Genomic DNA, 25,472 nt, shown 5'->3' with positions numbered 1-25,472 from the left:
GCTTACCTCAAATAATTTGCAATATGGCGCATGATCCGATGCTCAGCAGGTTCTTTATGTTCTGCAAAACTGAATTTTTTACCGGTAATACGCTCATATAATTGGATATAACGTGAGGAAAGTTCTTCAATTAATTCTTGGGGGGCTTGAGGAAGTTGTTCATCGTGATACGGATCTGAATTTTTAGCGAACCATAAACGCAAAAATTCTTTATCAATATTTTCGGGTTCTAAGCCTTCGGCAATACGTGCTTGATAGCTGTCAGCAAGCCAATAGCGACTGGAATCCGGAGTATGAATTTCATCTACTACTATGATTTTACCATCGGCATCGCGACCGAATTCGTATTTAGTATCTACTAGAATCAAACCATGATCTTTAGCGATTTCCGTACCCCGGTGATAGAGTTTAAGCGCTAAAGCACTTGCTTCTAACCAATCTTCTTCAGTCATCCATGCATCTGCAATAATTTCGGCAGGTGAGATAGGTCGATCATGAATTTTTTCTTTGGTCGTAGGAGTTAAAACAGGTTGGTCTAGTTTTTGATTTTTACTTAATCCCTCAGGAAAAGTAATTCCACAATATTCCCGTACCCCATTTTGGTATTGAGTCCATAATGAAGTGCTGGTTGTACCACTAATGTAGCCTCTCACTACAAATTCAATCGGAAAAACGGTGCATTTTTTGGCAATAACGACATTGGGATCAGGAACTGCAATGATGTGATTAGGAACAAGATTCTTGGTTTGTTCAAACCACCAAGCACTGGTTAAGTTAAGTACGGCACCTTTATAAGGAATGAGAGCAAGAGGTCTATCAAACGCGGTGAGTCGGTCCGTGGTTACTAACATGATAGAATCACCTAAATCATACGAATCCCTTACCTTTCCTTGGTATTTTTTGCCCACGGGCAAATTTGTTTTATCCAAGCAGAAAGCTAAGGCTTCTCGAATTTCATTATCATAATGAGGGGTCGTATTGGTAGCATTCATGAGCATAAGGGTTCCCGATAATGTGAGTTAATAAAATATGGTCTATTAACGCAGAGATATTGGTTTCATCGCTGGTAAATTGCCATAAAACACCATGATTAATTTTACTTATTTTAGGCACTGCATAGTGAGTATTAAGAGTTTGCAACGTTTGCTGTCCCTGCAAGTCTTCTTTTGCGCGAACAAGATAAGCTAAGGTATTGGGAGTGTGGAGTTCACTTGCGCAAACTTCTCGTTCTTTACGATCCGAATATAAAAGTCCTGTTTTTTTAAGTTGGGCAAAATGTTCTGCAGAATCGCATTCAATTTCCCAGTGTTCCAACCGATTCACTGTTACGGGAAAACCTAATCGTCTTAACGTTTTTTGTACAGTTAGGGCTTGGTTATCGGTGATAATCAGTTTGACAAGGCAGATATGACTGCTTGGGATTTTCTTGAAACTTTTGAGATTTACCCTTTCCTCCACTACATCCTGCGACGTGTTCGCAAAGGCTGCGCCTTCATTCCGCCTAACTTTAAGTTCTTCGATATAATCACGCATCGAAGTAAAAATAGGGTCCCCATTTATGGTGCGTTCTGGATGCGGCATCATGGCCATGACATTGCCTGCCTGATTGGTAATTGCCGCAATATTGCCTGCGGAGCCATTTGGATTAATCGGGAAATTATCGATGACTTGACCTTCGGCATCACAATATTGAAATAAATTTAAACCCTGTTGTTCTATCTGCTTTAACAAGGATTCTGGCATAAGAAAACGTCCTTGGGCGTGTGCAATAGGCAGGTGAATTAAATCTTGGGGTGTTAGATGACGCGTAAATGCATTATGTTGATGATTTTCAGCCAGACGCATATGCACCCAGGCATTATAAAAGCCTGTCCCAACGATTTTCCCGTGAGCAATGCGCTTATTTTCCGTGAGGGCCATACTGATTTCACGATTATTTAGGCCAGGAACTAAACCGGATTCAACGAGTATTTGGGCGCCGTTGCAAATTCCTAATATGGGCTTTCCTTGTTCGCTTTGAGCTTTGATTTCTTGGATTACGGGATCAAGTGCTGCAATAATTCCTGCACGCGAGCGATCTTCATAGGAAAAACCCCCAATAAGGATAAATCCATCCAAGGTACGTAGTTTTTCTAAAGGTTCATTCCATAAAAACTCAACAGGTTCCATTCCGGCCCGTTTTACAGCAAGAGCTGTTTCGCGTTCGCAATTGGAGCCTGGGAATTGAATTAAGCCAATACGTATCATAACAGCCTCACCTTTTGATCTCCTTTCACTACACGTCCAATTTCATAAAGAGGGAAGGAGGGAAAATCGCGGAGCACTTCGCGAATAGCCGATAATGTATCGGGTGCGATAAAAAGAACTAATCCTGCGCCCATATTAAAAGTACGATACATCTGCTCATCATCTAGATTTCCTAACTTACGCAATAGACTAAATATAGGCAGTTCGGGAATCTGTTTTTTAGTAATTTCAACGCCACATTGTTTCGGCAGAATACGGGGAATATTTTCCAGTAATCCTCCACCTGTAATGTGTGCCATTCCTTTAATCGGTATATTTTTTTCCAAAATACTTAAAATAGGTCGGGTGTAATTCAGATGCGGTGTTAGAAGTTCTTCACCAATGCTCTGAGAAAAATCTTGAAATTGAGATTCTACCTTGTACCCAGCAACATCAAAAAGCAGCTTTCTTGCTAACGAATACCCATTAGTATGTAAACCACTTGAAGGAAACATGACGACGAGATCGCCCTCACCGATTGTTTTACCTTCAATCGCTTTATTTTTTTCAACAACACCCGTAATAATGCCAACCAAATCCAGCTCGCCTGGCAAGTAGGTACCTGGCATTTCGGCAGTTTCGCCACCAACTAAAGAAATGTGGTTTTCTTTACAGGCTTTGACCATCCCGTTAATGATCTGTTCGATGATTTCTGGTTTTAATTTGTCGTTTGCAATGTAATCAAGAAGGGTAAGAGGTTTTGCTCCCAAGACGATAATGTCATTGGTGGTGGCACTGACTAAATCCATTCCGATGGTATCAAATTTTTGCATCATTTTTGCTACCATCATTTTCGTACCAACCCCATCGATACTTTGTACGAGAACGGGATGCTCATAGTCTTGCAATAGGCTTTTGAGATCATACATAGCGCCAAAGCTGCCAATTCCGGTAAGAACTCGTGGAGAAAAAGTGCTTTCTACCGCTTTTTTGATACTCCGCACTGCCTGATTCCCTGCTTCTATATCTACACCTGCAGCTTTGTAATCAATAATTGACATTATATAAGCCTCTCAATTAAACCATTTTCCCACGCAGTTTTGGCTGCACTGATTGATAGATTGATAACCGAATTGATTACCAAGATTGGGGTTGCTGTTGTTTCGCCTATAGGTTGAAACGAAACCGAATAATTACGAAATATATCTTCCAATGCGCTTAGGTGTTCGAGTGAAACCTCGAGGATAAATCCGCCACTTTCTGAAAACAGTTTTTTATCATTGGATAAACTACCAGGAATAAACGCATTTACCCCAATTTCATTTTTAAAACTCATTTCTGCAAGCGCAACTGCAATACCCCCCTCCGAAATATCATGGGCTGACAATACTAGACCAGCTTGCATGGCGGCGTGTATGGCGCTGATTTCATCCGCAAATGAACTCAGATTGGGTTTAGGTAGTTGACTGCCTAATTGATTATGTAATTGGTAATACACACTACCGCCACATTCATCTTTGCGTTCGCCAATCATTAATAGAACTGAATTAGGCTGTTTGAAGTCATAGCTTATGGCTTTGGAATAATCGTTGATTGAACCAATGCAGCTGATTATAGGACTTGGTGGAATGGCTCCTTGAGCTGACTCGTTATAGAGCGAAACATTTCCCGATATAATGGGTAAGGTTACATTACGATCAGCGAACATTTTTACTGCCTCGCATGCATCGACAATGCCACGTACTGCATCAACAAACTCGCCCATTTGTTCGGGATTTTCGGGATTACCAAAACACAGACAATCAGTAAGCGCAAGGGGCCAGGCGCCTACGGCTATGATGTTGCGTACCGATTCGATAACGGCATTGACAGCACCCCAATAGGCATCGATTTTATTATAACGCGGGTTATGATCGACGGATAAGGCAACGCCGGTAGCCTGAATTTCTAGTGGATATTTATTTTCATTAAAGGGAGCAATGACCCCCGCATCAGCCCACCCTGGCTCGATGACTGAGCGACCTTGAACTTGTTTGTCATAACTTTCATAAATTGGCGCACGAGAAGCGATGTTTTCGTGAGCCAGTAAATCCAATAGTTGTTCATTGAAATCGCTTACTGTAATCGGCTCTGGTTCTCTATGATTGTTCTGTTTCGCACTATAAGGGCGATCATAAAGAATGCCTTGGGTAATGTCTTGTGCGCGAGCGGAGACAATTTCTTTTCCTTGAGCTTTAACAATGTATAAACCATCGTTTCTTATGGTTCCTACTACAGTTGCTTGGGCGCCATCGCAGATTTCTGGAAGGGCAAACCGCTCGTTATAATGCTTTAAGAAGGTGTCAACGAGTTCTTGAGGGACAACCCACATAAAGCGTTCCTGGGTTTCCGAACAAAGGACCACCGCGGGTAATAGATTATTCATGCTGGTTGGCACCAGATCAAGATTAATTTCTGCCCCATAGCCACTGGCTTCTGCCAATTCAACACTGGCGCAAGCAATTCCTCCTGCACCTAGATCTTTAAATCCTACCCGATCAATAAGATTGTTTTCGCGCAGAAACTCAAACATGGCGTAATTGGCTTTAAGAATATGTCGTTGCAAAAACGCATTAGGTTCTTGTACTGCTCCTTTATTTTGTTCTTGTTGTTCTTCACTTAGGGTTGCTGAAGCGAAAGCCGCCCCGCCAAAGCCACTATTATCTGTGGGTTTACCCACTAAAATAAATTGATAGCCCTCTGCGTGGGGTGGGGCATAAGAATGGATGATTTGATCTTCTCTGACCACTCCTAAAGTAACGACAGTAACCAGACAATTTTCATTATAGGCTTCGTCGTAATAAGTATCCCCACCTAAATTTGGAATGCCAAGAGGATTCGCATAACCTGCAATTCCTTGAACAACTCCTTGATTTATCCATTTCGTTTTTGGGCGATCAATATCGCCAAAACGCAAACTGTCCGCCACTGCAATTACTTCCGCGCCCATACAGCAAACATCGCGTACATTCCCACCCACTCCAGTCGCAGCACCTTCGAAAGGTACAAGTTGTGAGGGATGATTATGCGATTCATGGCTTACCACAATGCCGTAACGTCTGTCTTGTTTATCCGTTGCTACTGCAACAATTCCGGCATCTTCTTTAGGACCCAGGATGACGTGGGGGGCTTTGGTATTGAACTTATTGAGATGTTTGCGGCTGCTTTTATAAGAACAATGTTCAGATCCCTGAATAGACCATAAAATGCATTCTGCATAAGTTGGTGGTCGCTTTAAGAGGGAATTCTGTATGGTGAGGGCTTCATCAGGAGTTAGGCGCACGCTAAAACGTTGGAGTAAATTGGCAATTTCCTCCAAGGACAGCTGAGAAAAATCAAAACAATCCGGGGCTTCTTGCATTTTAGGGGATCTGACCTTTAGCTAAAACGTGACTAATTTTAATCGTATTTCGCATATAAAGCAATACATTTTTTGCATTTAGTCAACAAATTGCTAAAAATTTACACATTTTGGGGCGTGATCATTTGAGTCTGGGTCAGAGCGAAGTGATGACCCAGATTTTGTCCTATTTAGATTTAGCATCCATTTAATGAAAGAGTTTAAAACGCTTTAGGTTTGATTCGACTCCTTCCACAATTTTTCTACGATTTGGGGATTTGACAAGGTGGAGATATCACCTAGCTCGTCCAGACTTTGTATTTCTTTTGCTGCAATTTTGCGCAGGATACGCCGCATGATTTTCCCTGATCGGGTTTTGGGCAAATCATTAACAATATGAATGACATCAGGTTTTGCAATCGGGCTTATTTCTTTATTAACTTGTTGGATCAACTGGGTTTTTAAAGTGTCATCGGGCCTGATATCCTTCTTTAAAATGACGTAGGCATAAATTCCTTGGCCTTTAAGATCATGGGGAATACCCACAACCGCTGCCTCGGCAACGGCGGGATGACTAACAAGCGCACTTTCGATTTCTGCTGTACCTAAGCGATGTCCGGAAACGTTAATCACATCATCGACTCGACCCGTAATCCAATAATCACCATCTTCATCGCGTTTTGCACCATCTCCGGTAATGTAATAACCATGATGTAAATAGGTCATACAATAACGCGGATGATCTCCGGCGATAGTTCTCGCCATCGAAGGCCAAGGGTACTTTATTGCTAAAAACCCTTCGCCCGCTCCAGTTATTTCGTGGCCATTCTCATTGAGTAACACAGAAATAATACCGGGAATAGGTTGACGTGCCGAGCCGGGTTTACTAATCGGATCATCGGCTCTGGGACTAATCATCACTGCTCCAGTTTCGGTTTGCCACCAAGTATCCACAATTGGACATCGGCCTTTGCCTACTTTTTGATAATACCATTGCCAGGCTTCAGGATTAATGGGTTCTCCAACAGAGCCAAGTAAACGTAAAGAATCTCGTGAACTAGAAGCCAACCATTCATCTCCCGCACGCATCAAGGCACGTATGGCGGTGGGTGCCGTATAAAACACATTTACCTGATGTTTATCGACGATTTGCCAATTCCGAGAGAAATCAGGCCAGGTAGGAATCCCTTCATACATCAGCGTGGTAATTCCATTACAAAGAGGACCATATACTACATAACTATGTCCAGTAATCCAGCCTATATCTGCAGTACACCAAAATACTTCGTCGGATTGGCAATTAAAAATTAATTGATGCGTATACGCTGTTTGTACGAGGTAGCCTCCAGTGGTATGCACTACTCCCTTAGGCTGGCCGGTGCTTCCTGATGTGTACAAAATAAATAAGGGATCTTCCGCATCCATTGGTTCTGCATCGCAGTGTGCGCTTACTGTTTCTTTAAGCTCATGCCACCAATGGTCTTTATTTTTATCAATAGGGACCGGATCCTCACTCGTTTTGATGAGTAGTCTTGGTAATGATAAATCGTTGCAGGCCTCGTCCACCTGTTCCTTTAAACCTACCAATTTACCACCACGATTAAAATGATTTGCAGTAATTACGCAGACACATTCAGATGCTAAAATGCGTTGTCTTAATGCATGGGCTGAAAATCCAGCAAATATTACGGTATGGATGGCTCCAATACGTGTACATGCAAGCATGGCAATTGCTGCCTCAGGAATCATCGGTAAATAAATGGCTACTTTGTCGCCTTTTTGTACGTTTAACTGTTTCAGCACATTACTCATCCGACACACTTCGGCATGTAGTTCAGCAAAGGTCAGCGTTTTATGCTGGTCTGGATCATCTCCTTCCCAGATAATCGCGGGTTGATTTGCCTTGTGGGATAGATGGCGGTCAATACAGTTCAAACTAACATTCAATTTCCCGCCTTTGAACCAAGTCACATCACCGTGTTTTAGCCCACCCGTAAGCACCGAATCCCAGGGGCGAAGCCAATCTACAGTTTGTTGGGCTACTTCCGACCAAAACTCACTTATTGAATCTTCGGTTGGCGTTAATTTGGGAGTGCGCAAATGAGAATGCATGTTATACCTCTGTGCCTTGGGAAATGAGTTTAATAATGGCTGAGAAATCAGAATCGCCCATGCCCTGATCAATAAAATGTTGATAAAGGGTAGTTGCTTTAGCCCCCAAAGGAGTGTTTACATTCACTGACTGAGCTGAATCTTGGCTGAGCAACAAATCCTTTAGCATCATTGCTGCAGCAAATCCTGGTTTGTACTCGTTGTTAGCAGGGACATTTTCTAACACTCCAGGAACAGGTGCATATTTGCTCATTGCCCAACATTGTCCTGATGCATTGGTTACTACTTCAAAAAGTTTTTGAGGAGACAATTGTAATTGTTCTGCAAGAATAAATGCCTCAGAAATAGCAATCATGGAGATCCCTAGGATCATGTTATTACATATTTTGGCAGCTTGACCGCTTCCTGCACTGCCAGTATGAATTATTTTTTGTCCCATAGAGGCTAGAATAGGTTGAGCCGCATGAAACGCTTGTTCTTCACCACCAACCATAAACGTTAAAGTAGCGGCTCCTGCTCCGGCAACGCCGCCGGATACGGGCGCATCAACCACTTGGAGCTGGTGTTGTTTGGCTAAATGATGCAGTTCACGCGAGCTATTGACATCAATGGTGGAGCAATCAATAAATAAAGCTCCTTTTTTTGCATGCTGAAATAATCCATTATTGCTATGACAAACATTCAATACTTGTTGTCCATTTTGCAACATCGTAATCAATACATCTTTTTCTTGAGCAGCTTCCTGGACATTGGGTGCGATAAGACCACCGGATTGGGAAAAATGTTGCAGGGCAGTTTGTTGTAAATCATAGCCGGTGACCTGATGACCTGCTTTAACCAGATTAATCGCCATAGGCAATCCCATATGCCCTAGTCCTACAAATCCTATTTTTGCCATTGAGTTTCTCCATAATGTAAAAATTTAGCCTGAGATTATGGCATCCCGCCTTTTAGACTTATGTCACCCCAAGGCGGGAATCTAATCCTAAAATAGACATGGATGCCGCCTTCGTGGGAGGACAGCTTATTTTAGGATAGGTGGAACTATGGCCGTCGCCTTTACCCAATCTAAATTAATTACTCTTTTTAATCATGCGTGGGCATGATAAAAGCACTTTCTTTGATTTCACTAACCGGCCATTTGCTGGTAACTGTTTTGCGTCGGGTATAAAAATTGACGCTTTCTTGCCCATGCATATTGGTGTCTCCGAAAGAAGAATGCTTCCAACCGCCAAAAGGATGATTGGCAATAGGAACAGGGATAGGTATATTAATTCCGACCATTCCAACTTGGACCCGTTGGCTGTATTCGCGGGCTGTAAATCCATCGCGTGTGAAAATTGCTGTCCCATTGCCGTATTGATTTCTGTTCACTAAAGCGAGCGCTTCTTCAAAATTATCGGTACGAACAATCACCAGAACTGGTCCAAAAATTTCATTTTGATAGATGGACATGTTTTCATGGACATGATCAAACAGGCAGGGTCCCATGAAGAAACCTTGGGGATGTTCAGAATGCTTAAAGGATCTACCATCAATAATTAATTTTGCCCCTTCACTAATTCCTTTATCGACGGCTGCGAGTACTCGCTCTCGATGTGGCCCACTAATCAATGGCCCCATATCGGTGTTTGGTACATCCCCGGCATTGATCCGAGTGGCTTTAATTTGGGGCGCCATTTTTTCAATTAACGCATCGGCGGTGTGTTCACCTACAGTCACCACGACCGATATGGCCATGCATCGTTCACCTGCTGAGCCGTACGCCGCACCCACAATTGCCGAGGCAGCTTGCTCGAGATCCGCATCAGGCATCACAATGCAATGGTTCTTAGCCCCACCAAAGGTATGGGCGCGTTTTCCATGAGCTGCAGCGGTAGTATAAATATGCTGCGCAACCGGTGTAGAGGCTACTGCAGTGAAGGCGGAGATATCCGGATGAGCCAGTAAATAATCTACGGTTGTTTTATCGCCATGCAAGCAATTGGCTACTCCAGCAGGCAATCCGGCATCACTTAATAATTCCAAGAGACGGACGGGGGCGGACGGGTCCTGTTCGGAAGGTTTTAAAATGAATGTATTACCGCAAGCAATCGCTGGGATCATCATCCAGACCGGAACCATAACAGGGAAATTAAAAGGTGAGACACCCGCACAAACACCTATGGGTTGACGTAATGTATGGCAGTCAATTCCATTGGTTACATCCGCAGAGAAATCTCCCTGGAGTTGATTGACGAGGCCGCAATGTAATTCTACTACTTCGATAGCACGTGCTACAGAACCTTTTGCATCATCTAAAGTCTTGCCATGTTCGCGAGTGACGATGCGTGCTAGATCCAATTGGTTTTTTTCTAGTAAGTCGCGGAATTTAAAAAGAATTCGTGCTCTTTTTATTGCAGGAGTTTGTGCCCACTGTGTGCCAGCTTCTTTGGCGGTAGCGATCGCTTTATCGCAGAGTGATTTAGATGCAAAATGCACTTGACCGATCACTTCGCCTAACGCTGGGTTATAAACAGGATGGCTCGTCGTGTTCGTTTCCTTGATTAATTGTCCACCAATATAATGTTGTACAATGTAGCTCATTAACAAACTCCTTTTTATTATTTTTATCAAATTAAGTGATTATTGTAATTGTTTCGGGGAATTATTTATACAATAATAATGAAGAGATTAGGACTAATATAACCTCTTTTTGAATTAACGTAAGGGAGTTTTTTAAACTGGGGTAAGTCGTTAAGGAAATTAATCGATGGGAAAAGGAATTATTTTGCGTGTACCTCATGGTACCGAATTATCATCTGAATTACTACGAGCCTTAGAAAGTCGCTTTCCTGGCTATATTCTAGAAACTTACCACAAGAAGCCAGACAATCACCGTAGTTTTGTGCGTCGGGTTAACAGTCTTCATAAAGCATTCACCTTTCTTATTGATGCTTACCCATTAGCCCCACAAAGCAGTTTTTTGCTCAAAAGCACTTTAGAAGATTATGTAAGCGAATGCGAAGAAGAAGCGTTGTTTGCAAAAGGATCAATGGATGAGTTACATAGGGAATTAGAAAAATACACTGCAAAATTAGTTGAGCTAATTACTTTGGGATGGGATGTTTCCATTAAAGAAGCAATTGAGTTACTCAATGAAGCAGAACAATATGAATTGATGCGTGAAGGTCGCTACGATCTGGCAACATTAACGCCTATGAAGTCGAAAGACGGCGATTATATTCTGCAACTTGACGAATCGCTTCCTCCTCACTACAAGCAATTTAGAAAAGAATTAAAACAAATAAAAGCGTGTAAATATCCAAAAACCCCTTCCTGGGTTTATAAGCTTGAAGAGTATCAACATGCCTATTTTTGTAATCTGAATTCCAGTATAAAAAGCCATCTTGAAGTCACCCAAGACTTTACTAGTTTTTTAATCGAATGGGACTTAATTAAAAAAAGAGCGATTAGTTTAAATGCAGATCTAAAACAAATTGCCTCAGGCTCTTCGCCACTTCCAGCCTGGTTTAATGATTTGAGTCCGCATTTGCAAGAAATGATCCGAGTGTTAGCTCCTGATCCCTCAACTTTGGATTTTCATTTAAACAAGTTTAAGAAGTTAATTGTCTCAGAAAGTTTTAAGAGAGAATGCTCTGCTACAGTAGGGTCCATTTCGAGTCTTCCACAGTGGTACTGGGTATTGTCCGAACATCAACAGTATTTTCTGGAGCATGTACTGAAAGGTTGTGAACGAGTCGAAGATGCAGTTTCTTATTTATCCAGTCGTCATCGAACGCTGCCTTTGCCGGCAAACTATGCAGTTCACAGTTTATTCGCAGTGAGTCAGGATGGAACATTTCGTGAACTCTCAAAAAAGCGATACCGTTCAAGCCATATTGCCACTCGAGACGGATTAAACTGGCCGGCAGCGGTCCAGCAACGTCATATCGATTCGAATCTGGATAAAGTGATGGAGTATGCGCAACCGGATCAACTTGCAATATTGCAAACCCTAATTAGTCCAATTCACGCAACTGATTATGCAACTTGGATTAAAGATTATTTACCCGCCTTACCTCCAGATTTAGAGCTGTACAAATTAGCACGTGCAGCAGTAGAACGACGTGCTGAGAAGCAAACTATTCTGCAGAATAATCATCCCTATAATTTAGCAAAAAGGCTCTATTATACTCAGTCCACAGATAAAGACAGTTTGAATTTATTGGCTGTTGCCGAGAAATTAGAACCTTCATGTCCAGGCCTTAAGATACTTCTGAAACAATATAAAAGCGTTTTAGAATCCGCTCCAGGAACCGCAACTATTTTTGATTATGCGGGAAGGGAATTATTTTTGAGTTCTCTGGAGCAGTTAATTATTATGGCCCTTGGGGGCCACCCATACGGCTCATGTGTCAGTGGCAAGGATAGAAAAGCTATCGAGCTTATTCACACTGATGCGATGATTCTTTATAAAGAACTTTATGGATGTTGGCCTGAATTTGATGAACAATCGGATAAAAAAAATCGCATTCGTTTTGTTTCCTTAGTAGCCGATCTGTATATGAGTCGTCATCATCATGAACATGCTGGGCAGAATGCGCCAGGTACTGAAGGTATCAAAACTCCTGAATGGTACTTACCTGAAGATATTGCTTCAGAAATTAAAAAACGGCTGGATAACGAGAAAGCGCTTAAAGAAGATGATCGGGCTGCAACAGATAATGAGGTAAAAAATATTTTTATTGGAGGCTCCAAAAAAGTAAAAGAATATTTGCTTCCCAAAAAAACATTGCTTTGCCGTTTGGTTGCGCGCCAATTAGGTAAAGCTAACTGTAATCGGCTTTATGATGCGCTCCATTTATTAATCAATGAAAAAAGACTATTTACTCCATCAGAAGATTCGAGCGGGCGTTGGACGGTAAAATTCTTTTCTGAGACGGCACCAATGAAATATTTTTCTGAACCCGTAACAATTCCTGATGGAATCAAACAAATTTATGACTTAATGCTGAGTCCTTCTTCTGGAAAAGATAATATAGTTCGTTTGGAAAAGATATTCCAAATCATCTTGGAGCGACCCGAATCAGATGAAAGCCGAACTGAGGCAACCAATTCAGTTTATGGACGTGCACGTGAATTTTTTAAATCACATGACTATGTAGATTTTACGGGAATGGTTGAAAAGACTGTAGAGGAATGGTCCCTTCTGTTTAACAAGTCCAAAGAGTCTCATTTGAGTGAATCAAACGTCTTTCATTAGTTATTTATATAAAAACACTTTCCATGCAGCGCCCCTGTTTTGATAATGTATAAGATACAGGGGTAAGATCTTCTAACAAATCTATTGTTATTAAAGCTTCGAAAGTTTGTAAGCGATGGGAACTTTTAGCACATTAAATCAAAAATTTCAGCTCCACCGCCCCTGCCTGATATTTGTACACGGATGAATTGGTAAAATTGGCCGCTTGGGTTGTCATCAAATAATATAAATTTAAAATTACCCTATCAGTTATCGGACCATTTAATCCTAAGCCCCACTGCCAGGTTCTTGAGGGGCGAGAATCTACATTATCAACACCTACAAACTGCCTTCCCAATCCCCCGTCTATATAATAATGCCAACGGGTTGCATACCTTCTGCCTAATCTCAAAATAGCTGTATCCAAAACATACTTATTGGGACTGAAATAATATGGAGAAACAAACTTACTCCTAAAGCCTTTTTCTTGAAGAATAAAACTTAATCCCAGTTCAGTTGAAAGAAGCGTCGTTACGGACACGAAATATCCATCTCGATTATTGGTGTCACTAAAACGTATATTATTTAGTACACCACGTACTTTAACATAAGGAAGAGGTGCTAAATTGATGTTGCCATGAACTTGAGTTGCAGTAATATGTTGCGATAATGCGGGTAAAGCCTCAACCGCTTCATGAAACCCCTGGACAAGAAAACTCACATAATCGCTAGGTCGATAAGTTAATTGAGAAGACCATAAAAAGGGGCGCCATAATTCATAATCTGAAGGTGCAATTCTTCCACTTAGGATTAGCTGACGCGTAGGTCTTATGGTTTCTCCAAAGTATACGGTCTTGGATACTAACTTGGATAAAGACTGAATCGATGCAGGTTGTTTGGAGAGGGGTTGAGTATAAACAGTATCAATGAAACCGGCCTCACTTTGAAAAATTTGAGACCAATAGTGGGTATAATTGAAATACCCGCGCGAAATTTGATAATCGTCACTATCAATAGAATAAAAATAACCTGGAGTGATAGCATTGGGCCATGTTGCTTGATTAATTTGCCAAAACGCATCGCTAATGTCCTTTCCTAAAGCAGATTCAGGCGGGATTTTTACTATGATAGGTTCATAATCGAGCGAAATTTGTTTTGAAATATCCGCCCAATCTGACCAGAGGGAAGATTGTATAGCCGCTACCACCAGTTCAGGGGTTTCATAAATCAAATCAGGTGGGATACTTTTAAATGCACGGATAGGCCTATCTGCATAGGCAAGACTTTTTACTTTCCCGGCCAAGGCTAAATCGAACTCCCTGGAGTTGGTAGGATATTTAAATATCTCTGCATAAGCTCGTTCAGCACGAAAGTATTGCCCCATCCAGAAATGCATCTTTCCAATTCCCAATAAAGTTGCCACTCTGTCTTTAGGGGTTGTGGCAAGTGGCAGTGCATTCCTATAATAATTTAATGCCAGTCGCGGTTTATTAGTTTGCGCATAACTTAGCGCGGTAAGCATAAATACTTGATAATTTGGTTTGTCCAAAAGCAAGGGCTGCAAGAGTTCTAAAGCCTTGTCTCCTTGATCCTTCGAAATATATTCTCTTACTAGGTTTAATTTAATTTGTAGGGGAGAGAGCGCAGGTTTGGCGGTCTTGCGTTCTTTTGCCAACCAGTTGTTCATTTTCTTAATGCCTTCGGAAGCAATTTTCTGTTCATCGGCTGTTTTGGCGAAACTAAGAGCTTTTTTATAATAACTCAAGGAAAGGGAAGGTTCATTTATTTCAGCATAACTTTGTGCTGCCAAACGGAAAATTTTAAAATTTTGTTGGGATTTGAGCAGCGGTTTAAGGATTTCAAGGGCTTTTTTGCCTTGATTCGTGTCGATATATTTAATTGCCAAATCCAGTTTGGGGTCTTGTATTTGTGGTCCGCTTGTACTTACTTTAGCTTGAGCAAGCCAAGTTTTCATTTTTTGAATCCCGGAGTTTGTAATTTGGCGCTTAATTTCTGAGTCAGCCAATAACTCTGCTTTTTCATAGTAAGACAATGCAAGGGCAGGCTCATTTAACTCGGCATGGGCCTGGGCTGCTAAAATTAAAACTTCAAAGGGGACTTGGGGCTTTGAAAGTAAAGGCCTCAGCTCTTCCAACGCTTTGATCCCGTTGTTTTCATTGATGTATTTCTTAACTAAGGTAACGTCTACATCACTCTGTTCTCCAATTAATGCCTTGTTATATTCAGACAACCATTTGCTCATTTTATCAATGCCTGATTTGGCAATTTGGATTTCAACATCTGAACGGGCCAAAAGGAGCGCCTTATTGAAATATTCCATGGCAACCGAAGGATTATCCATCTCTGCATAAGCCTGGGCTGTTATAATAAACACCTCAAAATTAGGAGATTGTGTTAATAGTGGCTTTATAGCATTTAATGCTTCTTGTCCTTTGTTTTCATCAATGTATTTTTTGGCGATATTAATTCTTGCAGACTGAATAATAGGCTCTTCATTCAAAGTACCATTAACGGGCAATTGTTTAACTTTTTCTATTTTTGAGCGTATGGTTTCAATTTCATCGTTGGTCTGCGCATAGTTTAATGCTCTGTTATAGAATACTAAAGCTTCAGAAGAATTATTTAAAATTTCATAGCTCTGGGCAATTAATAAAAAAACTTCATAATTGACTTTATTTACCAATGGCTTAATTACTTCCAGATCCTGCGGGTTTTTTTTAGATTCAACAGGATTTTTAGTAATATTAAGGCTTTGTTTATTATCACTATTGTTTTGTGATCCAGGCAAGGTGCTGGTTTTTGGCGGAGCTGAAGTGTTGGCAATAGTCGCAAATAGAGTCATCGGAATTACCACGCTTAACGCTCCGATCAATCGGCAATACCCCATTATTTGGTTCCCCACTTTTTCTGAAGACTAAAAATCTCGGACATATAACCATGAATGCAAGCAGGGCTCATAATAAAGTTATAAAACAATAAATAGAATATGAAACCCAGCCTATTTCTCCTTACATGGAGGTTATGGCGTTGAAATACTTTTTTTTGTCCTCTGTATAAGATGGTATTCAAGAGAATTGCTAGAGGGATGACGGTCAGAGTCATTGGACCTGCCATTAAATAAAAGCCAAAGAAGAGGGCAGCAATAACTGCTGGAATAAAAATAAAGAAAAAAGCCGCATCCATGGCAGGGAAAAGTAAATTCCAGTATACAATAAAAGTGATCAGTCTGGGTTGGAGTAGTATGGTTGGGTATGCAATAAACGCCTCGATTAAACCTCTAGCCCATCGGCTTCGTTGCAGAAAAAATTTTTTATAAGTTTCAGGCACATTTGCAAAAGCTATCGCATCTTCGGCAAAATCTATACGATATCCCTTCAATAATAATCCCCAAGTTAAAACGATATCTTCTCCAACTGTATGTTGCCAAAGACCTACCTCGGTAATGCAAGACTTTTTATATAATGAAAAATTGCCTTGTGCCACAAGCGTGCCTTGAAACAAACTTTGCATTCGCTTGACCCCAGCGATACCATGGAAGTATTCCCATTCCTGCATGCGGGTAATCATAGTCGCTCTGGAGTTTTGAATATAGATACTCCCTGCAACGGCAGCCGTAGGGGTAGGCAGGTGCGCGCAATTCAAAAATTTTTTCACAATTTCAGTTAACGCATTTTTCATTAAACACGTATCAGCGTCTAATGTGAGCACATGGTCATATTTCGCTTTTGCGATCCCAGTGTTTAGTGCATGAGATTTTCCCTTGGTCAATTCCTCCAGCACAGTTAAGTTTTCCATTTTCAGTTCTTTGAGCAAAGCAAGCGTGTTATCTGTTGATGCATTATCAATAACAATTACTTCAAAACGCCCCGCATAGTCTTGGTTAAATACCGATTGGATCGATTTTACAATATTGGATTCTTCATTATGTGCGGGTACAATTACGGAGATATCAGGCCATTCATGCACAGGGCGAATTTTGGGTCGTTTGTCGAAAATATAAGAGGCAAGGAAAAACGCATACATAAAACCTGGTATGAGGGCAATAAGTGAAATAATAATCCAAGCTCCAAGCCAGTTAATGTACTCACTCAGATCATGTATCCAGGGAATTGTTAAATAAATAGATAAGGACAACCACGCAAAGGCAATAAGTAAAACAATTAAAAATTTAAATTTAACCGAAATATACATAGAAATCCTTTTTACTTCCCTGCCCCAATCAAGCTTCACACCCGCATGGTATACTTAAAAGTGAAACGAAATAGTTGTAATAATCTTGTCTGGATACCTAGACAAATAAAAGTCAATTAACATCACAGTTATTATTATATATTTAAATTATAGGATATACAGTACATCAGTTTATTCTCATTTAGAATCAAAATGCGTTATATGAGTTATAATATTTGAATCAGGGTATGAAATACTGCATAGTGAATAAGAAGAAGGGACTCGTGACTCGGTAAATTACGATATTTTCAATATAAAAAATAATGGTTTTAACTGATAGGAAATAACGGATTAGATCCAATGAAATCTTTATACAACATTTTAATTATTGGAAGTTCTGCAGATGTTGTTAACAAAATAACGAATTGGCTCAAAAAAGACATGGCAATAACCACTGCCAAAGACTTGATCGAAGCCAAGGACTTGTTGCAAAAAAAGCATTGGAATCTTGTTATTACCGATATCAATTTGGAAAATAGTAATGTTTTAGAAATAACCAAGATGGTAAAAATCTCCAGTCCTTTCACTCCTGTTTTAATCATTACCGCCAATCAAAAAATAGACTTTATTCTGGCTGCTCTAGAGTTCCATGCGGATGCACTTGTATTTAGGCCATTAGAAAAAAATAAATTAGTAGAAACTGTCTATAGATTAGTGGACGAAGCAAAACCTTCACGTGAAAAGCAAAATGTAATTTTGGCCATTGGTGCCCATCCCGATGATGTCGAAATTGGTTGTGGCGGAAGTCTTGTGCTCCATCAATTAAACCAAGATTCTATCCACATTTTGACTCTTTCCTTAGGTGAGAGAGGTGGTGATCCCCAATTACGTAAAATTGAAGCAGAACAGGCTGCCCGCGAATTGAATGCCAATTTATATCTATATAATCTGATGGACACGCAAATCTCGAATACCAGTGTCACCATCAACTATATTGAAAAAGTCATTAAAGAAGTTAATCCAACGCATATCTATACACATTCTTTGCATGACTCCCATCAAGATCACCGCAACGTACATCACGCAACACTGGTTGCCGCCCGTAAGGTTAAAAATATATATTGCTATGCATCTCCTTCATCTACGGTTAATTTTAAGCCCAATCTCTTTATTGATATTAAAAGTGTTCTCGAGCGAAAATTAGAAATAATAGCTTTATACAAATCGCAATCGGTTTCAAAACCCTATCTTAGCTCCGAGCTCGTATGTGCAACTGCTGCATTTTGGGGACGCTATATAAACTACAGCATGGCAGAGGCGATGGAGGTTATCCGGCAGCAACAGATAAGCTAAAAAATCGTCATCCCTTAAGAAGAAATAAATGTACAGGAGGTCACATGAATATTCTTTTAACTGGTGCAGGAGGGGCTTCCGCAATTAGTGTTTGGAAAAGTCTTGCTAAAGACCATACTATTTATATGTGCGATATGGATCCCAATGCTGCGGGTTTATATCTGGTACCTCCGGCTCAACGCAGCTTGTCTTTACCGGGAGATGCACCAGATTTTGTAAATAAGATGCTGGATTTATGTCAAAAGGATAAGATTGATCTCCTTATTCCCACGGTCGATAGTGAATTAGCTCCTTTAGCAGCGCATGACCAGGCTTTTAAAGACATAGGCACAATAATTCCTTTAAGCCCATACCTTACTTTAAAAAATTGTTTTGATAAATATTTGTTACTCAACCTATGTAAAGACACTGCGCCCGTACCGGATTTTCATTTAGTAATGGAAGATGTCTCCTCTTTAAAAATTAGTTTTCCCTGCTTTGCAAAACCACGAGTTGGTGCCGGATCCAGAGGATGCGTGAAAATAACAGATCCTAACGATTTTGCGCGATTGCCTCGAGATGGCAGCTATTTAATTCAAGAATTGTTACCAGGAGAAGAATACTCAGTGGATGTGTATATCCACAGCAGTGGCCGACCTCTTGCAGCAGTACCTCGTTTGAGGATGAAAATTGATTCGGGTATAGCAGTTACAGCGCGCAGTGTCTTTTTTCCTGAATTGCAACGAACGGCTCTTTCGATTGCCAAGGTTATGAATATCAAATATGCGGCCAATATTCAATTTAAAGCTTCTGCCGATAATATATTTAAACTCTTGGAAATAAATCCTCGTTTTCCCGGCACCTTACCTTTAACCACTGCCTCTGGAATCGATATGCCCAAATTACTCATAAAAGATATAAATAATGAAGAACTCCCGGAGCATCTTATGCCTTTTAAAGAAACGATGATGGTACGCTATTGGACCGAGCATTTTTTACCCTTTAGTGAATGGATGGAATTGTGTCAAAATTAACTCTCTGGTTAATTCGTCATGGTGAGACATTTGTTAACATCCGCCAGTGGACGGATAAACCAAATAATTCAGACTTAACACCGCTAGGTATCCAGCAGGCTTGCACTGTGGCTAAAGAAATCAAAAGAGCCCCGGATTTGATTATTCGTTCACCCTTGCAGCGGGTACTAAGAACGGCAGAACCTATTATCAAATTATGGCCGCAGACCCCAGTAGAGATTTGGCCCATAGAGGAGTTCGCTTATTTGTCGCCCATAAAATTAAAAAACATGGATAGTGCAGAACGAAAAAAACGCATCGAATGGTATTGGCAAGAAGCAAATCCCTTATTTTGTGATGGAGAGCAAGTAGAGGCTTTTGCACATTTTATAGAACGCGTTCAAAGTTTTTATGAAAAATTATCTTTACGCACAGGATTTATTGTTGTTATAGGGCACGGTGTTTTTTTTAGGGCATTTCAATTTGGATTAGAGCACGGGTGGGAGGTAACACCCCAATGGATGCAACAGTTTAGACAATTTGAAACGTCCAATCCCTTAAAAAACTGTGAAATTATTAAATTTGATTTACAATCAAAAGGTCACGAGAGCTCGTTAAATAGCGGTATTGAGTGATTAAATCGAATCAACTGGAATACGATGGGATGATTATGGCTACGGTCTTCAGAGTTTATTTTTTTTTGGGTGTCATCGCTCCTTTAATCATTTTAATTGGATTTACAGTAGCAATAACGAAAAGATACAATTGTGCACACGCACCCTTTGACACCACCCCCCCTGCAAGCATCCCTTCCATTCCTAAACCCACGCGAGGATTGGTAACCATTTGGTTTGATGGGGCTTATTCATCTCAAGGTTCGCAAGATGTTTTAAAACTTATGGATGCAAATAATTTTGTTGCCGCGATCTCTGTCCCCACCGATTCTATATGTGGGTATAGTTACTTATCATGGAATCAATTGAAATCATTACAAAATAAAGGTTGGGAAACAGTTTCCTACTCAGTTTCAGGACATTGCAGTTACTTCAGTTATAATTTGGAAAAGGAATTGTTGGCCTCTAAGAAGGTATTACTATCAAGAGGATTGCGCGCTGAAAATTTTGTGGCACCTTGTTCGTATAATAAATCATCTAAAATGATGCAGTTTTCAAAACAATTTTACAGCTCCAGTCGATTTTTAGATGAGCAATTGAACGCCTTGCCTTTAACTGATAAATATAATTTAAAGTCCTATCCCGTATCTAATAAAACAAATCCTGCAGTGATTAAAAGTCTAATAGACGTGGCATCTGACTCTAACAGCTGGCTTATTCTCGTTTTTAACCAAATTGATAACAATGAAATCCCAGGACATATTAACCCTGAAAAGTTTGCGCAAATTTTAGAAATAATTAAACACGCCAAAATTCCGGTTGTTTTGCCTGCGCAAGTTTTAAATCTGAAGGTTCGCTCCCATTCCTAGCAGTCAGCGGTGCTAGCTATTTCTGGTATTAGGGTTCAATTATGTTTTATCGAAACTAGATATAATATCGTGTAACATAAGTGCATATTCATTAATTACAATTTGATCCCTTCCTTCAACCATAATTCGTAATAATTGTTCTGTACCCGAAGGCCTTAGTAAAATTCTCCCTTTACCTTTCAAACTCTTTTCCAGGTTTTTAACGGCTTGGATTACGTCGGGATGGGAGAGAAGAAAGGTGGCATTTTTGGTTTTAAAATTAATGAAGGCTTGAGGCAACAAATGAATGCTTTGCGTCAGTTCATATAGTGATTGATTCTGCCTGGTCATAATCGCCAAAACTTGTAAGGCGGTTATAATTCCATCTCCTGTGGTGGTTTTATCGAAACAAATAATATGACCGGAGGACTCTCCACCAAGTTTCCAATTTTTTGCTCGCAGCATTTCCTGAACGTATCGATCCCCTACTTGAGCTCGGAGAAAAGGGATCCCTAACGATTTAAGTTCGTGCTCAAGACTGTAATTACTCATTGAAGTACCTATCACCCCACCGTTTAGTACACCTCGCTGGTATCTGTCCTTAGCAATAATGTAAATAATCTGATCGCCATTAACCAGATTGCCTTGGGAGTCTATTAAAATAACTCTATCCCCATCACCATCCAAACCAATACCGATATCTGCACCTGAATCGAGGACTTTTTTCCGTAATAACCCAGGTGCTGTGGATCCACAATTGTGATTGATATTAAAACCATTAGGCTTCACCCCTATGGGAATTACCTTTGCGCCTAATTCAGAAAATACATTAGGGGCGATATTATAGGTTGCCCCATTGGCACAATCCACGACTATTTTAAAATTGGTAAAACGGCACTTGAAAGGAATTGTAGATTTACAAAATTCAATGTAACGCCCCGCCGCATCATGAATCCGTATTGCTTTACCTAACTGCGCAGAAGGTACGGTCTGCAATTTTTTCTCTAATTCAGCCTCTATTGCAAACTCAATACTCTCAGGAAATTTTCCACCTTCAGATGAGAAAAATTTAATTCCATTATCTTCAAATTGGTTATGAGAAGCACTAATTGCGATTCCCATATCCGCTCTAAGGGTTTGAGTAAAATATGCTATTCCAGGAGTAGGCATAGGCCCTAACAATGCAATATCAACTCCAGATGCGGATAAACCTGCTTGTAAAGCAGATTCCAACATGTAGCCGGATATTCGGGTGTCTTTCCCCACTACCACTTTGCTTCCTGGCTTTTGATTAAGTAAATTTCCTACTGCCCAGCCTAATTTTAAAACAAACTCAGGGTTAATATTTGATTGCCCAACTCGGCCACGTATGCCATCTGTACCAAAATATTTACGTTGACGCATCCTTTCCACCTTAGTATTTATTTGGGGGAGCCATCACTAAAAAATATTGCTAGCATCTAGATGCATTATAGCTAAAAAAGATAAGAAGAGGTTGTCAACATCTATTAAACCAAGGCTCAGTACAGATTGTCTTAATTATTTATGCGATCTCGCCATTTTTCCCAATCATCCTCGTTTGGCCTTCCGCGACCTATTCGCGGGAGCCTGCGATGAGGCCCCTGGTTTTTGCTTAGAGTAAATGCTCGAGTCCATAAATCAATGTAGATAACCCTAAAACTTTTTGACAGGACAAAATGATCCCCGGCATAAAAGAGCGTCGGTCAATGCAATCGTCCGTAATGGTTAGGGTTTCACCGACACTACCGAAAATGACTTGTTGACGAGCAATAACACCAGGTAGACGCAAGGAATGGATATTGACCTCACCATGTACCCCTCCACGAGCCCCAGGGATTAATTCTTTGAGATTTAATTTATTTTTAGGATTTTTTCGTGCTGCAGCAATCATTTCAGCAGTTTTTAAGGCAGTCCCGGAGGGAGCATCCAGCTTTTGTTGATGATGCGCTTCAATAATTTCAACTTCGGGAAAATATTCAGCTGCTTTGGCCGCAAAAATCATCATCAAAACTGCACTTATAGAAAAATTAGGGGCAATGATTCCTCCCAAACGGCGGCTTTCACAAAATGCAGTTAATTCGTTAATTTGGTTGGGTAGAAGTCCTGAGGTTCCAATAACTGGATGGGCTCCATGATTTATAATCGTAAGAGTATTTTGATAGACACAATCTGCACGCGTAAGATCAACCACAATCTGGGTTTGGGTGTCTTTAATGGCTTGCGCCAAATTATCTTCTTTGCCAAGTTGTGCGACTAATTCAAATTCGTTGTGGTTATTTAGAGTTTCACAGGCCATTGAGCCCATCTTACCGTTAGCCCCATTGACAATGACGCGAGTTAACATAGTTCTCCTTATGATCTTATTGTTGCTTTTCTTTTTTGGGAGGATAGTGTGTTCGCAAAGCCCAGCCGGTGGCAAATGGCCATCCAATGACAGTGGCTTGTAACGCTAAGGCGATAAAGGCCCCCCCAGGATTATCATCCATAAGAAATATGACCCATGGAAAAAATAAGGCAATAAATAATATAAATAATTTTTTTATAAAATCTGTCATATATGCTCCATAAGTCGTAATCAAAGGGACAAATTCGGCGAGATACAGAAATCATATCGCATCTATAGCAAATTACGACCTTCCTGTTTTTATTATAGGACTATCATGGGCTCTTTTTCTACTTTGATTTCTTGTTTTTATATAAGTATTGAACATGTTTCAGAGTGCTTGCAAACAATCATCAAACATTGTACATTGTGCGCTCATTCCTAAGGCGAATGATTTCATTTTCAGGATATGACATTCAATATCTAACAAGGGTCCACTAATGAGAAAACAGGAGCTGCACCCACGCACCGCCGTTATTAATAAAGCTCAAAAAAATAGTTCTAAAAAAGCACGAACAGATGCCTTATTGTGGCTCGCTGCACATTTTCCCGCAGCATTCGATAATTCATTAAGAATCCGTCCATTAAAAGTGGGGATTATGGATGACATTTTGCTGCATGCCGATGAAGCTGAAAAATCAGGAATTTCCAAAAGTAAATTAAGAGAAGCCGTGGTTATATTTACGCGTCGACTTGATTATTTGGCATGCCTCAAGCTACGAGAGATGCGTGTTGATTTACAAGGTAACGAAGTTGCTGAGGTAAGTGAAGAAGAGGCGGAACATGCTGCGACCAAAATTAGAAAACGTGTTGAAAAAAGTGTAAGAAACGCTCGAAAAACGCAAGTAGAAAAGACGACAAATCAAGCCGCTTCTACCCCACAAAATACGACTTTTCAATCGCAGGTAACGACCCAATCGTCCTCATCCACTGAGGCTCACTTTCCTACCTATCCAGTCCGTTCTTCAACCTATAACAGCTTAAATACCCCAACACAACCCACGAGAACTACGGCGGTAGTCGTTAAAAATAAAACGACAAGGCAATATGATCCAGATGCAGTAGCACGTTTGAAAGAGAAATTGGGTTTATCTCGAAGTGAGAAAAAGGAAATCATCGAATAATTCACTTTTTACTTCGAATTATGTCGCCTGGGTGCAGCATAGCGATACCCAGGTTCTTCCGCAAACCTAACCCCGCATTAACTTCATGATCCCTTCAAAATACAAACAGCGTTCATATATTTTATATTAAGAAATGAAAGTTAATGAAATAACTATTTGAATGTTAAATATTATTGGCTAATATCAACCGATTCCGTTTTTAATCGATATGGGGGCGTTGTGTTTAAAAAAAGAGAAGCGCAAAAGGCAACTAACAAAGGACACTTTTCTCAAGTTCCGAATGACGTAATCTATCTGGTGATGTTTTTTCTTGACGTGCAGTCGTTAAATCATTTAGCTAGGACTAATTCAACCTTCAAAGAACTGGTTTTTAAATATCCAAAGCAGATCTATGTTAAAATATGTAACAAAGAATATAATGGAACCTATTCACAGATACATACTCAATTTGTAGAGCACCTACGAGTCCAGCAGGCTGAACTTGTTCGCCAAAAGCGAGAGGAAAAAGAACAAGCGATTAAAGAGCTTAAGATTGCCGTTAAAGCCAAAAAAAATGATATCAATCAAACATGGAACGTTCCACTAAGTAAATCGTGCATCACCCCAGAAGAGAAAGTTGCAGTCGGTTGTGGTTGTACTTTCGGTGTAATCGGAGGCATTCTAGTTTCCTGTTTTACTCCTCTACCTTGGATCATAGCCACGGGTTTGGGTATGGGGGTAGGGGGCACAACACCTTTAGTTGTTTCTCGAACGATTCGTTGTGGTTGTGGAAAATGTTTGGAATGTAAAGAACAAGAGCTCGCTGTAGAGGAGGAAAATTTCCATAAAGATTATCCTTCTTCTCCAATTATGAAAATGTGAGCCATTGGTGCATAAGCCTTCGATTTTACATCTGTTCTATTGCAATGGAGCGGGTGATGGGAATCGAACCCACGCCATCAGCTTGGGAAGCTGAGGTTCTACCATTGAACTACACCCGCAAAATAGTAGATGGACGGTTCTTCT

General features: G+C 40.5%; 19 protein-coding genes and 1 tRNA gene. 7 read left to right on the top strand and 13 right to left on the bottom strand.

The features are described 5' to 3' along the window. Positions 1 to 2 precede the first annotated feature (2 nt). The 7 genes from HBNCFIEN_RS15655 to HBNCFIEN_RS15625 all read right to left on the bottom strand — a co-directional run bounded on the left by HBNCFIEN_RS15655 (position 3) and on the right by HBNCFIEN_RS15625 (position 10,303). Entirely contained in the window at positions 3 to 998 is a 996-nt protein-coding gene (locus HBNCFIEN_RS15655) for a phosphoribosylaminoimidazolesuccinocarboxamide synthase (protein WP_182391981.1), read from the bottom strand. Beyond that, positions 961 to 2,247 (bottom strand): phosphoribosylformylglycinamidine synthase I, encoded by a 1,287-nt coding sequence (gene purQ, locus HBNCFIEN_RS15650; protein WP_182391980.1) that lies wholly within the window; start codon positions 2,245 to 2,247, stop codon positions 961 to 963. The genes HBNCFIEN_RS15655 and purQ overlap by 38 nt, the downstream gene beginning before the upstream one ends. Next, on the bottom strand, positions 2,244 to 3,287 hold the full coding sequence (gene purM / locus HBNCFIEN_RS15645; RefSeq protein WP_182391979.1) for a phosphoribosylformylglycinamidine cyclo-ligase: 1,044 nt from the start codon (positions 3,285 to 3,287) through the stop codon (positions 2,244 to 2,246). The genes purQ and purM overlap by 4 nt, the downstream gene beginning before the upstream one ends. Continuing rightward, positions 3,287 to 5,626 (bottom strand): phosphoribosylformylglycinamidine synthase subunit PurL, encoded by a 2,340-nt coding sequence (purL, locus tag HBNCFIEN_RS15640; RefSeq protein WP_182391978.1) that lies wholly within the window; start codon positions 5,624 to 5,626, stop codon positions 3,287 to 3,289. Before purL ends, purM begins: the two co-directional genes overlap by 1 nt. Before the next feature lie 210 nt (positions 5,627 to 5,836). Then, the gene (gene acs, locus HBNCFIEN_RS15635; protein WP_182391977.1) at positions 5,837 to 7,717 is read right to left on the bottom strand and encodes an acetate--CoA ligase; all 1,881 of its coding nucleotides are present in this window, start codon (positions 7,715 to 7,717) and stop codon (positions 5,837 to 5,839) included. A gap of 1 nt (position 7,718) precedes the next feature. Continuing rightward, positions 7,719 to 8,615, bottom strand: a complete 897-nt coding sequence (gene mmsB, locus HBNCFIEN_RS15630) for a 3-hydroxyisobutyrate dehydrogenase (RefSeq protein ID WP_182391976.1) — start codon at positions 8,613 to 8,615, stop codon at positions 7,719 to 7,721. A gap of 188 nt (positions 8,616 to 8,803) precedes the next feature. Next, positions 8,804 to 10,303: a CoA-acylating methylmalonate-semialdehyde dehydrogenase gene (locus HBNCFIEN_RS15625; RefSeq protein ID WP_182391975.1), complete on the bottom strand. Its 1,500-nt coding sequence runs from the start codon at positions 10,301 to 10,303 to the stop codon at positions 8,804 to 8,806. 166 nt (positions 10,304 to 10,469) lie between these two features. Here HBNCFIEN_RS15625 and HBNCFIEN_RS15620 point away from each other — a divergent pair, with 166 nt between their 5' ends. Next, positions 10,470 to 12,962 carry an oxidoreductase gene (locus HBNCFIEN_RS15620; protein WP_182391974.1) on the top strand — a complete coding sequence of 831 codons (2,493 nt, stop codon included), beginning with the start codon at positions 10,470 to 10,472 and terminating at the stop codon, positions 12,960 to 12,962. A gap of 133 nt (positions 12,963 to 13,095) precedes the next feature. Here the strand turns inward: HBNCFIEN_RS15620 and HBNCFIEN_RS15615 are convergent, their stop codons facing one another. Beyond that, entirely contained in the window at positions 13,096 to 15,849 is a 2,754-nt protein-coding gene (locus tag HBNCFIEN_RS15615; RefSeq protein ID WP_182391973.1) for a hypothetical protein, read from the bottom strand. Further along, positions 15,849 to 17,153 carry a glycosyltransferase family 2 protein gene (locus HBNCFIEN_RS15610; protein ID WP_182391972.1) on the bottom strand — a complete coding sequence of 435 codons (1,305 nt, stop codon included), beginning with the start codon at positions 17,151 to 17,153 and terminating at the stop codon, positions 15,849 to 15,851. Before HBNCFIEN_RS15610 ends, HBNCFIEN_RS15615 begins: the two co-directional genes overlap by 1 nt. Before the next feature lie 339 nt (positions 17,154 to 17,492). On the opposite strand from HBNCFIEN_RS15610, the gene HBNCFIEN_RS15605 reads away from it, so the two are divergent. The 4 genes from HBNCFIEN_RS15605 to HBNCFIEN_RS15590 are packed head-to-tail and all read left to right on the top strand — an operon-like array spanning position 17,493 to position 20,960. Beyond that, on the top strand, positions 17,493 to 18,485 hold the full coding sequence (locus HBNCFIEN_RS15605) for a PIG-L family deacetylase (RefSeq protein ID WP_182391971.1): 993 nt from the start codon (positions 17,493 to 17,495) through the stop codon (positions 18,483 to 18,485). Positions 18,486 to 18,529: 44 nt separating this feature from the next. Further along, positions 18,530 to 19,498, top strand: a complete 969-nt coding sequence (locus HBNCFIEN_RS15600) for an ATP-grasp domain-containing protein (RefSeq protein WP_182391970.1) — start codon at positions 18,530 to 18,532, stop codon at positions 19,496 to 19,498. After that, complete coding sequence (locus HBNCFIEN_RS15595) at positions 19,486 to 20,112, top strand: histidine phosphatase family protein (RefSeq protein ID WP_182391969.1); 627 nt, start codon at positions 19,486 to 19,488, stop codon at positions 20,110 to 20,112. Before HBNCFIEN_RS15600 ends, HBNCFIEN_RS15595 begins: the two co-directional genes overlap by 13 nt. Beyond that, positions 20,109 to 20,960, top strand: coding sequence for a hypothetical protein (locus HBNCFIEN_RS15590; protein ID WP_182391968.1), 852 nt, complete (start codon positions 20,109 to 20,111; stop codon positions 20,958 to 20,960). Before HBNCFIEN_RS15595 ends, HBNCFIEN_RS15590 begins: the two co-directional genes overlap by 4 nt. Positions 20,961 to 20,999: 39 nt before the next feature. Here HBNCFIEN_RS15590 and glmM read toward each other — a convergent pair whose 3' ends face one another. The 3 genes from glmM to HBNCFIEN_RS15575 form a co-directional block, all read right to left on the bottom strand. Then, a complete protein-coding gene (gene glmM, locus HBNCFIEN_RS15585) occupies positions 21,000 to 22,343 on the bottom strand; it encodes a phosphoglucosamine mutase (RefSeq protein ID WP_182391967.1) in 1,344 nt (447 codons plus the stop codon). 229 nt (positions 22,344 to 22,572) lie between these two features. Beyond that, complete coding sequence (gene dapB, locus HBNCFIEN_RS15580; RefSeq protein WP_182391966.1) at positions 22,573 to 23,304, bottom strand: 4-hydroxy-tetrahydrodipicolinate reductase; 732 nt, start codon at positions 23,302 to 23,304, stop codon at positions 22,573 to 22,575. A gap of 16 nt (positions 23,305 to 23,320) precedes the next feature. Then, positions 23,321 to 23,515, bottom strand: coding sequence for a hypothetical protein (locus tag HBNCFIEN_RS15575; protein WP_182391965.1), 195 nt, complete (start codon positions 23,513 to 23,515; stop codon positions 23,321 to 23,323). Positions 23,516 to 23,783: 268 nt separating this feature from the next. Here HBNCFIEN_RS15575 and HBNCFIEN_RS15570 point away from each other — a divergent pair, with 268 nt between their 5' ends. Both HBNCFIEN_RS15570 and HBNCFIEN_RS15565 read left to right on the top strand, forming a co-directional pair. Then, positions 23,784 to 24,467, top strand: a complete 684-nt coding sequence (locus HBNCFIEN_RS15570; RefSeq protein ID WP_182391964.1) for a ProQ/FinO family protein — start codon at positions 23,784 to 23,786, stop codon at positions 24,465 to 24,467. A gap of 219 nt (positions 24,468 to 24,686) precedes the next feature. Then, positions 24,687 to 25,328, top strand: a complete 642-nt coding sequence (locus HBNCFIEN_RS15565) for a hypothetical protein (RefSeq protein WP_182391963.1) — start codon at positions 24,687 to 24,689, stop codon at positions 25,326 to 25,328. Between the two features lie 45 nt (positions 25,329 to 25,373). Here HBNCFIEN_RS15565 and HBNCFIEN_RS15560 read toward each other — a convergent pair. Continuing rightward, a tRNA-Gly gene (locus tag HBNCFIEN_RS15560) sits at positions 25,374 to 25,447 on the bottom strand. Positions 25,448 to 25,472 lie beyond the last annotated feature (25 nt).

Source organism: Legionella sp. PC997 (assembly GCF_014109825.1).
Taxonomy (GTDB): Bacteria; Pseudomonadota; Gammaproteobacteria; order Legionellales; family Legionellaceae; genus Legionella.
Note: the sequence above shows the minus strand (reverse complement) of the source record. Positions and strands in the feature narration are given on the sequence as shown.